This window comes from Christiangramia crocea (assembly GCF_022410465.1).
Taxonomy (GTDB): domain Bacteria; phylum Bacteroidota; class Bacteroidia; order Flavobacteriales; family Flavobacteriaceae; genus Christiangramia; species Christiangramia crocea.
Genome location: NZ_JAJSON010000023.1, coordinates 58,706 through 73,575, shown reverse-complemented (window position 1 = coordinate 73,575; position 14,870 = coordinate 58,706). Strand labels below are relative to the sequence as shown.

15 protein-coding genes are annotated in these 14,870 nt (G+C 38.9%); all 15 read left to right on the top strand.

Annotation, left to right across the window (positions count from 1 at the left end; translation table 11 throughout):
* The first annotated feature begins 6 nt into the window (after positions 1-6).
* The 15 genes from pfkA to LU635_RS10715 all read left to right on the top strand — a co-directional run bounded on the left by pfkA (position 7) and on the right by LU635_RS10715 (position 14,718).
* Positions 7-999 carry a 6-phosphofructokinase gene (gene pfkA / locus LU635_RS10785; protein ID WP_240099062.1) on the top strand — a complete coding sequence of 331 codons (993 nt, stop codon included), beginning with the start codon at positions 7-9 and terminating at the stop codon, positions 997-999.
* 15 nt (positions 1,000-1,014) lie between these two features.
* Positions 1,015-2,013 carry a type I glyceraldehyde-3-phosphate dehydrogenase gene (gene gap / locus LU635_RS10780; protein ID WP_240099060.1) on the top strand — a complete coding sequence of 333 codons (999 nt, stop codon included), beginning with the start codon at positions 1,015-1,017 and terminating at the stop codon, positions 2,011-2,013.
* 106 nt (positions 2,014-2,119) lie between these two features.
* Positions 2,120-2,980: an N-acetylglucosamine kinase gene (locus tag LU635_RS10775; RefSeq protein WP_240099058.1), complete on the top strand. Its 861-nt coding sequence runs from the start codon at positions 2,120-2,122 to the stop codon at positions 2,978-2,980.
* A 150-nt stretch (positions 2,981-3,130) separates the two neighbouring features.
* Complete coding sequence (locus LU635_RS10770; RefSeq protein WP_240099056.1) at positions 3,131-4,270, top strand: sensor histidine kinase; 1,140 nt, start codon at positions 3,131-3,133, stop codon at positions 4,268-4,270.
* Positions 4,271-4,368: 98 nt separating this feature from the next.
* Positions 4,369-5,907 (top strand): YifB family Mg chelatase-like AAA ATPase, encoded by a 1,539-nt coding sequence (locus LU635_RS10765; protein ID WP_240099054.1) that lies wholly within the window; start codon positions 4,369-4,371, stop codon positions 5,905-5,907.
* A 117-nt stretch (positions 5,908-6,024) separates the two neighbouring features.
* Positions 6,025-7,179 carry a DUF2891 domain-containing protein gene (locus LU635_RS10760; protein WP_240099052.1) on the top strand — a complete coding sequence of 385 codons (1,155 nt, stop codon included), beginning with the start codon at positions 6,025-6,027 and terminating at the stop codon, positions 7,177-7,179.
* Positions 7,176-8,396: an Nramp family divalent metal transporter gene (locus tag LU635_RS10755; protein WP_240099050.1), complete on the top strand. Its 1,221-nt coding sequence runs from the start codon at positions 7,176-7,178 to the stop codon at positions 8,394-8,396. Before LU635_RS10760 ends, LU635_RS10755 begins: the two co-directional genes overlap by 4 nt.
* 5 nt (positions 8,397-8,401) lie before the next feature.
* Positions 8,402-9,142, top strand: coding sequence for a 5-oxoprolinase subunit PxpA (gene pxpA, locus LU635_RS10750; protein WP_240099048.1), 741 nt, complete (start codon positions 8,402-8,404; stop codon positions 9,140-9,142).
* A complete protein-coding gene (pxpB, locus tag LU635_RS10745) occupies positions 9,142-9,879 on the top strand; it encodes a 5-oxoprolinase subunit PxpB (RefSeq protein WP_240099046.1) in 738 nt (245 codons plus the stop codon). Before pxpA ends, pxpB begins: the two co-directional genes overlap by 1 nt.
* A complete protein-coding gene (locus tag LU635_RS10740; RefSeq protein ID WP_240099044.1) occupies positions 9,863-10,723 on the top strand; it encodes a 5-oxoprolinase subunit C family protein in 861 nt (286 codons plus the stop codon). The genes pxpB and LU635_RS10740 overlap by 17 nt, the downstream gene beginning before the upstream one ends.
* A 616-nt stretch (positions 10,724-11,339) precedes the next feature.
* Entirely contained in the window at positions 11,340-11,711 is a 372-nt protein-coding gene (locus LU635_RS10735) for a hypothetical protein (RefSeq protein ID WP_240099042.1), read from the top strand.
* A 9-nt stretch (positions 11,712-11,720) separates the two neighbouring features.
* On the top strand, positions 11,721-12,449 hold the full coding sequence (locus tag LU635_RS10730; RefSeq protein WP_240099040.1) for a hypothetical protein: 729 nt from the start codon (positions 11,721-11,723) through the stop codon (positions 12,447-12,449).
* 276 nt (positions 12,450-12,725) lie between these two features.
* On the top strand, positions 12,726-13,154 hold the full coding sequence (locus tag LU635_RS10725; RefSeq protein WP_240099038.1) for a hypothetical protein: 429 nt from the start codon (positions 12,726-12,728) through the stop codon (positions 13,152-13,154).
* 14 nt (positions 13,155-13,168) lie between these two features.
* Positions 13,169-13,903: a hypothetical protein gene (locus tag LU635_RS10720; protein WP_240099036.1), complete on the top strand. Its 735-nt coding sequence runs from the start codon at positions 13,169-13,171 to the stop codon at positions 13,901-13,903.
* An 80-nt stretch (positions 13,904-13,983) separates the two neighbouring features.
* Positions 13,984-14,718 carry a hypothetical protein gene (locus LU635_RS10715; RefSeq protein WP_240099034.1) on the top strand — a complete coding sequence of 245 codons (735 nt, stop codon included), beginning with the start codon at positions 13,984-13,986 and terminating at the stop codon, positions 14,716-14,718.
* The last annotated feature ends 152 nt before the right edge of the window (positions 14,719-14,870 follow it).

Below are 14,870 nucleotides of genomic sequence, written 5' to 3'. Positions count from 1 at the left end.
GGCGCAATGAGTAAAAATATACGAAATATCGCAGTGTTAACTTCCGGAGGAGACGCCCCGGGAATGAACGCTGCTATTAGAGCAGTAGTTCGTGCCTGTTCTTTCTATAAAATAGATTGTACAGGAGTTTATAGAGGCTATCAGGGATTACTTGATGGAGATTTTGAAAATCTTGATGCACGCTCGGTAAGAAATGTAATAAACAAAGGTGGAACATTTCTTAAATCTAGCAGGTGTGAAGACTTTAGAAAACCAGAAGGACGCAAATTGGCCTATGATAATCTGAAATTGGCTGGTGTGGACGCCCTCATTGTGATTGGTGGAAATGGAACCTTTACAGGAGCACAATTACTAATTGATGAATATGACTTTCCGGTTGTGGGAATCCCGGCAACCATTGATAATGATATTAATGGTACCGATTATACGCTGGGTTATGATACCGCTTTGAATACGGTCGTGGAGGCCATAGATAAGATCAGGGATACTGCCAGTTCTCACAATAGACTTTTCCTTATCGAAGTAATGGGAAGAGATGCTGGGGACATTGCACTAAATAGTGGCGTAGGAGCGGGTGCAGAGGAAATCATGATTCCCGAGGAGAGTGATAGTATGAACAGACTAATGAAATCTCTTAAAATTAGTCGTGAGAAGGGTAAAACCTCCAGTATTATTGTGGTTGCTGAAGGTGATAAAAGCGGAAAAAATGTTTTCGAATTGGCTGATCATATTAATGACGATCTTGAAGATTACAATTACGATATAAGAGTTTCCGTTTTAGGACATATTCAAAGAGGGGGGAAACCCTCTTGTTTTGACAGAGTGCTTGCCAGTAAATTAGGCGTAGGTGCAGTGGAAGCTATTTTGAATGGAACATATAATGTCATGATGGGTGTTGAACACAAAAAAGTAGTGCAAATATCGCTGAAGGATGCGATAGAACCAAGACATGAATTTGATAAAGAATTACGAAGGGTGGCAGACATCACTTCGGTATAATTAAAACCAAAGAAAATGAGTACAAAAATTGGAATTAACGGATTTGGGCGTATCGGAAGAATTGCCTTTCGAATAGCCGCTCAAAATGAAAATGTAGAAGTAGTAGCTATAAACGACCTGCTGGATGTAGACCATCTTGCATATCTACTAAAATATGATTCAGTTCACGGAAAATATAAAGGATCTGTTGAAGTTAAGGACGGAAGCCTGTTTGTGGACGGGAAAAAAATAAGAGTAACTTCAGAGAAGAACCCGGCAGACCTTAAGTGGAGTGATGTAGGAGTTGAAGTAGTACTTGACTGTACCGGAATCTTCACAGATAAGGATAATGCAAAGGCCCATTTGGATGCAGGCGCCAGAAAAGTGGTTATCTCGGCCCCTTCAAAAACGGCTCCAATGTTTGTTATGGGAGTAAATCATCAGGAAGTGACTGCAGACGATCATATCGTTTCTAACGCGTCATGTACCACAAACTGTCTTGCTCCACTTGCAAAAGTGATCGATGATGAATTTGGTCTTGTGGAAGGATTGATGACTACTGTTCATGCATCTACATCCACTCAGTTCACTGTGGACTCTCCATCTAGAAAGAATTTTAGATTAGGACGTAGCGCGATGGCCAATATCATTCCTAGTTCAACCGGTGCTGCAGTAGCAGTAACCAAGGTTATTCCTTCATTAAAAGGAAAACTTACAGGGATGGCTTTCAGGGTTCCAACTACCGATGTTTCTGTGGTAGACCTTACTGTTCGTACCGAAAAGAATGCTTCATATGAAGATATCAAAGCGGCATTCAAAAAAGCAGCAGACGGCCCGTTAAAAGGAGTGGTTTCTTATACAGATGAAGAGGTTGTAAGTCAGGACTTCGTTTCAGATCCTCATACCTGTAATTTTGATGCCGGTGCTGGAATCGCTTTAAACGACAATTTCTTCAAGCTTATCGCATGGTATGACAACGAGTATGGATATTCTGCCAAGCTTATAGATCTTGCAGCTCACGTAGCTACTCTATAAAACCAGATTAAACCTGAAGGAAATTCAGTTTGAAGGCATATTATTTATTAATTTTATCGCTTAAACTGAATTTTTTTCAGTTTAATTATTAATCATAAATGAACGCATGATATTAATTGCTGATGGAGGTTCCACTAAATGTGACTGGATACTTCTGAACAATGAAGGTGAACAGGTTTTAAAGACCAGAAGTAAAGGACTTAATCCTGCAGTATTTCAGGAAGTTGTATTGGAAGAAAGACTCGCGGAGAACCCTGAACTTTCTGAGGTGAAGGATAAAATTGAAAGAGTTCATTTTTATGGAGCCGGTTGTGGAACTCCTATACCCAGGGAATTGCTTCGCAGTATTATAGCGAATTATTTCACGAATGCCGATGAGGTACTTGTGATGGAAGATACTGTGGCTGCAGTGCATGCCGCAACCACCGAACCTGGAATCGTTTGTATTCTTGGTACGGGTTCCAACAGTTGCTATTATGATGGTGAGAATATACATCAGGCAATTGATTCACTTGGCTATATTCTGATGGATGAGGCTAGCGGAAATTATTTTGGGAAAAGGCTTATAAGGGATTATTACTATAAAAGAATGCCTCCCGAAGTAGCTGAAAAGTTCAAACAGAAGTTTGATCTTAATTCTGATACCATCAAAATGAATCTCTACCGTAAGGAAAACCCTAATACTTACCTTGCTAATTTTGCGGAATTCATTTTTACGAATGAGAGAAATGGCTATTTCTATAAGTTGTTGCATGAAGGGATCACTGATTTTGTTCATTCCAGAGTATTATTGTATCCGGAGGTGAAATCTGTTCCTGTTCACTTTATAGGGAGCATTGCTTATTTTAGTGAAGATATTATTCGCGCGGTATTGCAACCATATGGTATAGAACTTGGAAATATCGTACGTAGGCCTATAGATGCTTTGATCGATTATTACAGAGAAAAAGTGATTAAGGTCTCCTAAGAGGAAAGACTTATTTTTGAAAGATAATACAAGACCTGCAATTCTGCAGGTCTTTTTTTTATGATAAATTTAAGATAGATTTAGGGTATCAACAGTTTAGGTTGCTTAAAAACAAAAATTAAGTTAATTTTAAGCGTTATTTAATTGATAATGAGACTTGCAGCTGAAATAATAAAACAAAATAGTAACAGGATAATGGATGACTGGGAGCGGGCTGTAAAGCTGGAGATTGAAGCTTCCAATATATCCAGTTTGGCGGTTCGGAATCAGTTGCCGAATCTCCTGGACGATATTTCTGAAATAATGACCAGGTATGATGATTTTAAAGGGATTCATAAGCATGAAGAATACCGGGAGATCATGAAAAACAGCCTGGACCATGGAAGGCATCGTGCAACTTCTTCTCATTATACAGTCAAACAGATATTGAAGGAATACGTGGTCTTTCACCGGGTCTTAACTGAAATATTAATTGAACATAGTGTCTATACTAAAGAAGTAGGGATTATACTTAAGTATACTCTTGAAAATGCGATGCTCAATTCGGCCAGTTCGTTTAGTGATTCTTTGCAGGAAATGCGTGAGAAACTTGTGGGCACCCTGGCTCATGATATAAGAACCCCTATTTCTACGGCTTATTTCGCCCTGGACATCCTGCACCACGGTGATTCTGAAGAAAGGTTTCAGAATCTTAAAAATATGGGGATGAAGAGTTTGGAGAAATCCCTTGAACTTCTAGAGGGGCTTCTTGATGCGATCAGCGTCCAGGCTGGCGAGGGGATTACCCTTAACTTTGAAGAGATTGATTTAGTCAAAGAACTGAAATGGGTGTATAAGGAGGCTTCGCAGATATTTACCAATGAAATAGGTTTTAAGTGTGATTCAGAAAAAATAACAGGTATTTTCGACGGAACTGCGGTTAGGAGAGTCATTGAAAATTTGGTTACTAACGCGGTTAAATATGGGTCACATAGTACTCCCGTTACAATCATGGTAGAAGATAAAGATGACCATGTGATCATAAAAGTTCATAATTATGGTAAGCCTATTGCCAGAAAAAACCAGTCAGAGATTTTCAAATTCCTTAATCGTGCTCGTAGTGTTCAGACTGGAAATCTTGAAAGCTGGGGTATGGGGCTTACACTTGTAAAAAGTGTGGCCCAGGCACATGGAGGAAAAGTAGGTCTGGAAAGTGATGAGGAACATGGAACCACTTTTTCTATTAGTCTTGGTAAAAAGTCAAATTCACCAGGAAAGATTCGTGCCGAATTAAACTACTCTGAAAACTGATTTATACTCTGTAAATCAGTTGATTAAATTCATTTGTTTCAAAAATAATTTCGGCTGCGTATTCGAAAATAAATTACATTTAGCCCAAATAAAATTAGATGCTTGTAAAAGTATACGGTAGTGCCGTGTTTGGGGTAGAAGCTACGACTATTACCGTAGAGGTTAATGTTGCGGCTGGTATCGGTTATCATTTAGTGGGGCTGCCAGATAATGCTGTTAAGGAATCCAGCTATCGTATAACTGCAGCTCTTCAGAATAACAAGTATAAACTTCCCGGAAAGAAGATCATTATCAACATGGCTCCTGCCGACCTTCGCAAGGAGGGCTCAGCATACGATCTTACTTTTGCCATGGGGATCCTTGCTGCTTCCCAGCAGATCAAAGCAGAAACTATTTCCGATTATATTATTATGGGGGAGCTTTCACTTGATGGAAGCCTGCAGCCAATAAAGGGGGCTTTGCCCATTGCCATCCAGGCTAAGAAAGAGGGTTTTAAAGGTTTTATTCTTCCAGAGCAAAATGCCCGGGAGGCAGCAATTGTGGCCGGGCTGGAAGTTTATGGGATCAATAATATAACTCAGGTTATCGAATTTTTTAATGCTGGCCGTGAGCTTGAAAGAACCCAGATAAATACGAGGGAAGTCTTTTATAATAACCTGGAAAGTTTAGAGCATGATTTTGCCGATGTAAGAGGACAGGAATCTATAAAGCGATGCATGGAGATCGCAGCAGCTGGTGGCCACAATATCATACTTATTGGCCCTCCTGGGGCCGGAAAAACCATGCTGGCAAAACGATTGCCAAGTATTCTTCCTCCAATGACCCTGCAGGAGGCTCTGGAGACTACAAAGATTCATAGTGTGGCCGGACGAATAAAAGACAATGTTGGGTTAATGTCTCACAGACCATTCAGAAGCCCGCACCACACGATATCAGATGTCGCTTTAGTGGGAGGAGGAGCCTACCCTCAACCTGGTGAAATTTCTCTTTCCCATAACGGCGTTTTATTTCTGGATGAGCTTCCGGAGTTCAAAAGAGGTGTTCTGGAGGTGATGCGTCAACCACTCGAAGACCGGGAAGTTACAATTTCGCGGGCAAGGTTTACAGTGACTTACCCTTCTAGTTTTATGCTGGTTGCAAGTATGAATCCAAGTCCCGGCGGTTATTTTAATGATCCCGGTGCCCCGGTAACTTCTACAGCTTCTGAAATGCAACGATATCTAAGCCGGATAAGCGGGCCTTTACTTGACCGGATAGACATTCATATTGAAGTTACCCCGGTTCCGTTTGAGAAACTAAGTGAGGAAAGAAAAGGAGAGGGCAGCATACAGATCAGGGACCGGGTTACAAAAGCGAGGCAGATTCAGTCTGATAGATTCCGGGAGATCGAACACCTTCATTACAATGCACAGATGGGGCCAAGACAGATCAGGGAGTTTTGTATTCTGGATGAGCCTTCCAAACAATTGCTTAAAACCGCCATGGAAAGGCTTAATCTTTCAGCCCGGGCCTATGACCGTATTCTAAAGGTTGCACGCAGTATAGCCGATCTGGGACAAAGCGAATCCATTAAAGGCGATCATTTAAGCGAGGCCATACAATACCGTAGTCTGGATCGTGAGGGTTGGCTTGGCTGAATATCTTCAGTTTTAATTAACTAAACCTTTAAAGGATTTTTATATTTTTGGTAAATCCGTGAACAACCAATCAATAAAACCGGTTGCCAGATACATGGTAAACTATAACCTAAACTGATGAAACGACTAATTCCAGTACTTATCTTCCTCATACTTGCCTCATGTAAAGGGGATAAACCCCAGGATGGAAACAAGAGCAATATTTCAACAGACAGTATAAGTGAAGATATAAATAAGATTATGGCTATTGAGCCCGTAAGCCTTGGTATAGAAGAGGCTAATAACCTGGTGGAGCTGCCTCTAAATTGTATAGATACAGAATATCCCAATAAGCTGGGGCAAACCCTTGAAAATAAAGAAGCGATTGGAGAGCCTCATGAACTGCATCCTGCTTTTTATGGCTGTTTTGATTGGCATTCATCGGTTCATGCGCACTGGTCGCTGGTAAGCCTTCTAAAGCAGTTTCCGAAGATCGAGAAAAAAGAAGCTATTCGTGAAGCTTTAAAAAATTCACTTTCTGAAGAGAATATTCAGGGAGAGGTAGCTTATTTCAAAAGAGGTGAAAGCGATTCTTATGAGCGTACCTATGGCTGGGCCTGGCTGCTCAAACTGGCTGAAGAGTTAAGGACCTGGGAAGACCCGTTAGGGCAGGAGCTGGCCAATAACCTGCAGCCATTAACCGATATTATAATACAAAGGTATATGGAATTTCTTCCCAAACTTAATTATCCCATCAGGGTTGGGGAACATACCAATACAGGTTTCGGGCTGGCCTTAGCCTATGATTATGCGAAAGCCACAGAGAATGAAAAGTTAAAAGAAACCGTTGCCAAGAGAGCCCAGGATTTTTATCTCAAGGATGATAACTGCCCTGTGGAATGGGAACCCAGCGGATATGATTTTCTCTCACCCTGTCTTGCTGAAGTTGATATCATGAGACGTGTGCTCCCCAAGAATGCTTTTAGTATGTGGATAGACGATTTTATGCCACAACTTAAGAATAAGGATTTTTCTATGGAAGTAGGGGAAGTTTCAGATCGGTCAGACGGGAAATTGGTACATCTTGACGGACTTAATTTTAGTCGGGCATGGGTTTTCTATGGACTGGCGAACCAGTATCCTGAACAGTATGGGCATCTTAGAAGTGTTGCTGAAGAACATGTTGCCTATTCATTTCCCAACGTAGTAGGGGATAGTTATGAAGGGGGGCACTGGCTTGGCACTTTTGCTATTTACGCATTACAGGAAGCCGGGAACAAGAAAAAAGAGTGAAGAACTTTTTCAGGAATTTAGGACCCGGAATACTCGTTTCTGCGGCTTTTATTGGCCCGGGTACGGTAACGGTATGTAGTCTCGCCGGTGTTAATTTTGGTTATTCCCTGTTGTGGGCTCTGCTAATATCTGTATTTGCCTGTATCATTCTTCAGGAGATGTCTGCCAGACTTGGTTTGATCTCCGGGAAAGGATTAAGCGATTGTATTCGGGAGGAGATCAGGATACCTTTTGTAAGAGCTTTTACCCTTATATTAATATTCTCAGCGATCGTAATTGGAAATGCGGCCTATGAGGCCGGTAATATTACTGGGGCAGTTCTGGGGCTCGAGGCTGTTCTTCCTTCCGTTAATTTTGAGTTTGGAAATTTCGATCTTAATATTTGGAGTCTGGTGATTGGACTCCTGGCATTTATCCTGCTCTTTTTAGGGAGTTATAAAAAACTTGAAAAAGTCTTTATTGCTCTTGTTCTGCTGATGAGTATTGCTTTTATTCTAACTGCATTTTTAACCAGACCAGATATTTCCAGTGTCTTTGAAGGTTTTATTCCTGGGTCTTTCGATGCCGGTCTTCTTACTATTATCGCCCTGGTTGGGACCACCGTTGTGCCCTATAACCTTTTTCTGCATGCTTCTCTGGTAAGCGAGAAATGGAAGGGTAAGAAATACCTGGGAACCGTTAGAAAGGAACTGGTTTTTTCCATCATTCTCGGGGGACTGGTATCTATGGCTATTGTGATTTGTGCTGCGGCCTCTAATATTACTCAAATCGAGGATGCGGGGGATCTGGCTGCAGGTCTTGAACCTTTGTTTGGAAATTCTGCAACTATCTTCCTGGCCATAGGTTTGCTGGCTGCCGGGATCACTTCCTCTATTACAGCCCCGCTGGCTGCTGCTTATGTGGTGCAGGGTTGTCTCGGCTGGAAAGGGGGCATGCAATCGGGAAAGTTCAAGATGGTATGGATTATTATCCTCATTCTTGGGGTGCTATTTTCTTCACTGGGAATAAAACCTGTGGAAATCATCCAGTTTGCGCAAATTGCAAACGGTCTTGTGCTGCCAATCATCGCAATTTTCTTATTTTGGATAGTGAATCAAAAATCTGTTCTGGGAAAATACCGGAACAGCCTTTTTCAGAATATAATTGGCTTTCTGGTCATCGCACTTGCCGTATTTCTAGGAGCCAAATCGATTTTTAGCGTAATTCAGAATCTATAGAACAAATGAAAAAGTCCATCCATATTAATTGTGACCTCGGGGAAGGAGGAAAATTCGATGAAGAGCTTATGCCGCTTATCTCGGCCTGCAATATTGCCTGTGGCGGTCATGCCGGTAACCTGGAAAGCATGCATCGCACTGTAAGGCTTGCAATGGAACATAATGTTGAAATTGGAGCGCATCCGTCGTATCCGGACCGGGAAAACTTCGGAAGAAGTCCCGTTAAGATGTCTGAGGAAGACCTGAAGCTTTCTATAGAGGGTCAGGTTTTAAGTCTTAAACAGATCGCTGAATCTGAAGGAGGGAAGCTTATCCATATCAAACCTCATGGAGCACTTTATAACGACGCCGCAAAAGACGAAAATATCGCCAGGATCATCCTTGAAAGTCTTGAAATTATGGATGAGGATTTTAAACTTTATGTGCCTCTAAATTCAAAAATTTCAGAACTCGCTATGGGGAAATGTGACCTGATCTTTGAGGCTTTCGCAGACCGGAATTATAATGAAAATTACAGCCTTGTTTCGCGCACAGGAAAGCATGCTTTGATCACTGAAAAAGAAGCTGTTTTTGAGCATGTTTTTTCCATCTTCAAAGACCAGAAAATCACCTGTGAAAATGGAGTGAAGATAGAAGCTAAAGCCGATACTTTTTGTGTACATAGCGATACACCATCTTCACTTGAAATCATTGAATTTCTTCACAAAAAATTCGCCGAGCACGGGGTAGGAATAAGAAATACTTAATGGCAGATTTTCCTTTAATATCACCCATGGGAGAGAGGGCAATTTTGATCGATTTTGGTCAGGATTATAGTCCGGAAAAGTTACGTGAGCTTCTGTTTTATAAAAAACTTCTGGAAAAAGAATTACTTAAAGAAACAGTTGAGGTTATTAACACATACAACTCATTATTAATTATTTACGTATTCACTATAGAGGATATTTATAGTGAGGTTTCAAAGCTAAAAGGTCTTTTTAAGAATGCCAATATACCGAAAAAAATCAACTCTCAAATCTTTTATCTGCCAGTGTGTTATGATGAGGATTTTGGGCCGGACCTGAAGCTGATCTCCGAGGAAAAAAACATTGGAATAGACGAAATAATTCGACTTCATACCACTCCTTTATATCAGATTTATTTTATAGGATTTCTACCCGGATTTTTATACCTGGGCGGGCTGGATGAAAGGCTACATATTTCGAGAAAGAAAACACCACGAAAATCGGTAGAAAAAGGCTCGGTAGGAATAGGTGAAAAACAGACCGGAATTTATCCAAAATCAAGTCCCGGGGGATGGCAGATTTTAGGCAGATGTCCGGTAGATCTTTTTGATAAAAATATGGATCCTCCAACTCGTTTTTCTGCTGGAGATAAGATCAGGTTTTATTCGGTTTCGAAAGATGAATTTTTTAAGATTAAAGAAGAAGTGGAAAACGGAAATTATGAGTTGAAATCTGAAACTTATGAAAGCGGAAATTGAAGTTTTACAACCGGGATTATTTTCAAGTATCCAGGATCTTGGGCGGTTCGGTTATCAGAAATATGGAGTGCCTCAAAGTGGGGTGATGGACAGGTATGCCATGCGGGTATGTAATCTTATCCTGGGAAATCCTCAGGATGCTTCGGTTTTGGAGATTACTTTCCAGGGACCACAGATGAAATTCAATGCCGCGACAGCCATCAGCATCAGTGGAGGCGATCTTTCTCCAATCCTTAACGATAGCCCTGTTAGTCTTAATGAAATTATTCCTATCCATCGTGGGGATGTATTGAAATTTGGAACGAGAAAGTCTGGTTTTAGGTCCTATATAGGGATATTGGGAGGCTTTCAAACCGGGGAGCTGATGGGAAGTAAGAGTTGGTATGAAAGTCTTACAGATGATTTCAGGTTAAGAAAAGGAATGAAACTGCTCTTTTTTTCTAAGGATATGGAAGAAAGGAAAACTCATTCACATCTGAAGACAGATCTGAATTATATTGGATCTACAGAGATCGAGACTTATCCAGGGCCTGAGTTCGGAGAACTGTCAGCCCAACAGAGACAAAAATTGTTTAGCGTTTCATTTAAGACCGGTAAGAACAGCAACCGGATGGCAGTACAGTTGGAAGAAGATTTTGAGAATGAGCTGGAGCCAATTATCACTGGTCCCGTCGTTCCCGGTACGGTTCAGTTAACACCTTCAGGAAGGCTCATTGTTCTTATGAAAGATTGCCAGACTACCGGTGGTTATCCCAGGATACTTCAGCTTTCCGAAAAAGCTCAGCAGGTGCTTGCGCAAAAGATGCCGGGAGAGAAAATAACTTTCAAAAAGGTAGAATATTAGAAGATTCTTGACTAAATTAGAGTAAATACAATGGGGCAAAAAAGGACTCGGTTTGGTTGTATGTATATAGAAAAGACTCTACTCAGAACTATAAAACAACCGTGATCGATATTTTTTGCCCCAAATTTTTTCGGTTTCTAAATGGATTTGCCAATTTATATGGTTAAATATTATAAAAAAAGGGGGAAAATCCCCCTTTTTTTAGGCTTAATAGTTATTCCATTTTTCCTGGAAGAAAAAGCTCAGCAGACACTTTTGTAAAAGAAATTAGAAGGAAAAATAATCTTCAGAAAACTAGAATATTAGGAGATTCTGAACTAAATTAGAGTGATATACTTCTTAAATGGGGCAAAAATAAAAAAGTGTCACTTTGGTAGTGATGTTATAGAAAAGACCCTACTCAGAACTATAACGTAACCTTAGTCGACACTTTTTTGCCCCAAAACACTTTAGCTTTACTAAAATGACTTGAACAAATGTATGTTGGCCTCTAAATGTCAGCAAGGGGAAAATTCCCCTTTTTGTTTTGTGTGCGTAGAATTAACCCAAAATTTCACTATTTTTAATTTACTACTAACCTTTAAGGCTATTAATCGCCTTCCAAAAAAAAATAATTATGGGGCAACAAATTTCACCTTCAGAAGCAAAAAAACTTTTAGAAAACTGGACAAAACCGGGTGGGCCCGGAAAAACTATGGGTCCAAATTATAAAGATACTTATGAAACTTATTTTACAGTAGCTGAATTAAAAGCGTATTTAGAGTACGTAGAAAATAATATTTCTGATAATCCAGGGGTCAGGATCTATTTTGGAAGTTATGGAACCGGACCTGGACCTAAAAAAGGTTATAATACCGTATTTCTGGCGCCAACCCAGGGAGGAGGAGATGCAGAAGCTGACGTTAATTTAGATGAGGTTCAAAATAATTATTCTTTGGATGCATATAACAGTGGAGGAACAAAGTTCCCGCCAGATCCATATCAATAGAAAGAAGTTGTGTGGGATGCCTTTATTGAATATCGCCTCTATCCAACTTATATCTTTGAATTGATAGCGGCAATTTCCGGAATCTTTTATCTGTATTCAAAGAAAGAACCTGTTAAGACAGATTATCTGATAGTATTTACGATAAATTTGATTTTCCTAATAGATCTTTTTGGCGCTACCTATAGTGTTTATAATTATGTGTATGATTATGCATATATAGAATTCATAAAAGAAACTCCATTTAGAACTCATTTTTGGATCTATAATACCCTGACTTTATTAACGGGTTCTTTATTTACCATCTACTTTTTAATGCAGACACATTCCCGAAAATTGAAAAAGTCAATAGGAGCTTTAGTGGCTATCTATATTATAAGTTCGATCGTTCATTTCTTTACCAATGAGGTATTTTTTCTTACGACTTCAGCTTACGTCTATATCTTTGGAGCGTTTTTGATTTGCATCTCAATTGCAGCCTACTACCTGCAGCTGTTACGGACAGATCGTATACTGAACTTCCGAAGGGAGTTGCCGCTTTATATATCAGTAGGGCTCATTATTTACCAGCTGGGGATAACTCCTTTATTTATTTTTCAACGTTATATAGTTGAAAGTGATGATTTCGAGGCGGTCTACGGGTGGACGGTTGATTTGGGTAATTTCTTTTTGTATTCGGTTTTTGCTTTTGGGTTTATTAAAATGATCCTGGAGATGGGTATGTCCAGAAGTAGTATCTGAAACTAAATTATTCTTCAATTTCACCTATTTAAAATATAAAAAAAAGTGCCACTTCGGTATTAAAGTTATAGAAAAGACCCTACTCAGAACTATAACAAAACCTCGGTCGACACTTTTTTGCCCCAAAACACTTTAGCTTTACTAAAATGACTGTATCAAATGTAAGGTAGCAGAGTATAGCTACCAAGGGGGAAATTCCCCTTTTTATTTTTGATCTATAGGATTAACCTCAAATATTTCTATTTTTAGTGTATTACTAACCTTAATATTTAAATTATGAAACGACCAGCCAAATGCATTACGATTGAGAAAGCGAAAAAGCTCCAAAAGAAATGGAGAGATACCAGGGGAAAATTATTTGAAGAAAATGAGGAATATCAGGACTCATGTGAAGTATGGTACAGCCTGGACGAACTTCAGGAATATATAAACTACGTACGGGATCTTTCAGCTGAGCAGGGGGTAGAGCATCCAGGAATAAGTATCTGGTTAGCGGCTGAAGATAATGAAGGAAAGAAAGACGGGCTTTCCACAATCTTCCTTGCTGCAACAAAGGAATCTTCGGCTTCTAAAAACGCAGTGGTCCAAAATGGTTCAGGATCTTCCGATGTTATCTTAGCCCTAGCAAATACAAATTATGAAACTAATTACAATATAGATGCCTATAATGACGGTAGTACCAAATGGCCACCTAGCGATTATTAAAAATATCAACAATTTTGTGGGAAACTTTTATTGAATATCGCCTCTATCCTACTTATATCTTTGAGTTCATAGCAGCGGTAGTTGGTTGTATTTATCTTTATGTAGATAGAAATGCTCGAAAAGCTGACAGGTTTTTGATTTATTACCTGATTTTTATTTTCGTGTTTGATCTAATGGCTATTATTTATGCCTTGTACGGGCATGTATATGAATTCAGATATTTTGAATTTATTAATGGGACCCGATTTGCCAGCCATTGGTGGATTGCTAATATTCTGTCATTGATCACAACTACGGCATATACTTTATATTTTGTTTATCAATTAAATTCCAAGTTCTGGCAAAGGATAATTATCTTCTTAACAGGGAGCTATTTAATTACATCAATAATAAGTTATTTCTTCACAGATTATTTTTTTACCACTACAGCCACCTATCCGTATGTTTTGGGGGCTTTTTTAATTTGTTTTTCGATAGCGATCTATTATCTGGAGTTAATAAAGACGGACAGGATATTGAAATATCGTTCTGAGTTGGCGATTTATATTTCAATTGGCCTTTTAATTTACAAGTTAGCCATTACTCCTCTTTTTATGTTTCAAAGGTATATAAGTGTAAGTAGTGATTTTGAGGATATATATGGCTATATTTTAGATTTTGCCAATTTATTTATGTATTCGGTCTTTGCTTTTGGCATTATTAAAATGATCCTGGAAATGAAAAGATCCCAGCGAAGGAATTTAATCTAACTAAATAGAGATTAGGTTTATAATAACACCGATAATTTAAGGAAAATTAATATTCACATTGAAAGAAGCAGGAATTAATTTTGTGGGAAATAATTATTGAAAATCGACTCTATCCGACTTATATAGTTGAGCTTATAGCAGCAATTTCAGGGGTCTTTTATCTAATCATAAAAAAGCCGGTTAACAGGGCAGACAAGCTTATAGTTTCTTGTCTGAGTTTGATTTTCATAATCGATCTTACAGGTATTATCTATGCGCTGTACACTATGGTCTATGATTATAAATATATAGAGTTTTTAAAGGATACTCCATTTAGGAGTGTATTTTGGATTTACAATGTCCTGACACTTATTTCATCTTCAATGTTCACTTTATATTTTGTAATGCAATTGCATTACAATAAACTAAAAAGATTAACAGTAGGGCTGATCTTAATTTTTATACTTAGTTCAATAATTCATTTTTTCTCAAGTGATGTATTTTTTAATGCCTTTTCAGCTTATGTATATATTTTTGGAGCTTTCTTGATTTGTATTTCAATAGCTTTATATTACCTGGAATTAGTAAGAACAGATAGGATACTCAATTTTCGAAGAGAGTTGCCACTTTTTATTTCATTTGGCCTCCTTATTTACCAGCTGGGAATAACGCCATTATTCATTTTTCAGAAATATATTAAGGTAAGTGAAGATTTCAGTGATGTATATGGTTGGACCCTGGATTTGGGAAATATCTTTATGTACTTGGTCTTTGCTTTCGGATTTATCAAAATGATCCTGGAGATAAAAAGAACCGGGCAAAAGGCAATAAGCTAAATACTCTCCGTTCATATATTGAAGAAAGAGTAAAATAAAAAAGTGCCACCTCGGTATTAAAGTTATAGAAAAGACCCTACTCAGAACTATAACATAACCTCGGTCGACACTTTTTTGCCCCAAAACACTTTAGCTTTACTAAAATGACTATA

Excerpts from the sequence above, each read along its gene's own strand:
- pfkA (WP_240099062.1), top strand. The coding sequence starts at position 7 with ATGAGTAAAAATATACGAAATATCGCAGTGTTAACTTCCGGAGGAGAC.
- gap (WP_240099060.1), top strand. The coding sequence starts at position 1,015 with ATGAGTACAAAAATTGGAATTAACGGATTTGGGCGTATCGGAAGAATT.
- LU635_RS10775 (WP_240099058.1), top strand. The coding sequence starts at position 2,120 with ATGATATTAATTGCTGATGGAGGTTCCACTAAATGTGACTGGATACTT.
- LU635_RS10770 (WP_240099056.1), top strand. The coding sequence starts at position 3,131 with ATGAGACTTGCAGCTGAAATAATAAAACAAAATAGTAACAGGATAATG.
- LU635_RS10765 (WP_240099054.1), top strand. The coding sequence starts at position 4,369 with ATGCTTGTAAAAGTATACGGTAGTGCCGTGTTTGGGGTAGAAGCTACG.
- LU635_RS10760 (WP_240099052.1), top strand. The coding sequence starts at position 6,025 with ATGAAACGACTAATTCCAGTACTTATCTTCCTCATACTTGCCTCATGT.
- pxpA (WP_240099048.1), top strand. The coding sequence starts at position 8,402 with ATGAAAAAGTCCATCCATATTAATTGTGACCTCGGGGAAGGAGGAAAA.
- pxpB (WP_240099046.1), top strand. The coding sequence starts at position 9,142 with ATGGCAGATTTTCCTTTAATATCACCCATGGGAGAGAGGGCAATTTTG.
- LU635_RS10740 (WP_240099044.1), top strand. The coding sequence starts at position 9,863 with ATGAAAGCGGAAATTGAAGTTTTACAACCGGGATTATTTTCAAGTATC.
- LU635_RS10735 (WP_240099042.1), top strand. The coding sequence starts at position 11,340 with ATGGGGCAACAAATTTCACCTTCAGAAGCAAAAAAACTTTTAGAAAAC.
- LU635_RS10725 (WP_240099038.1), top strand. The coding sequence starts at position 12,726 with ATGAAACGACCAGCCAAATGCATTACGATTGAGAAAGCGAAAAAGCTC.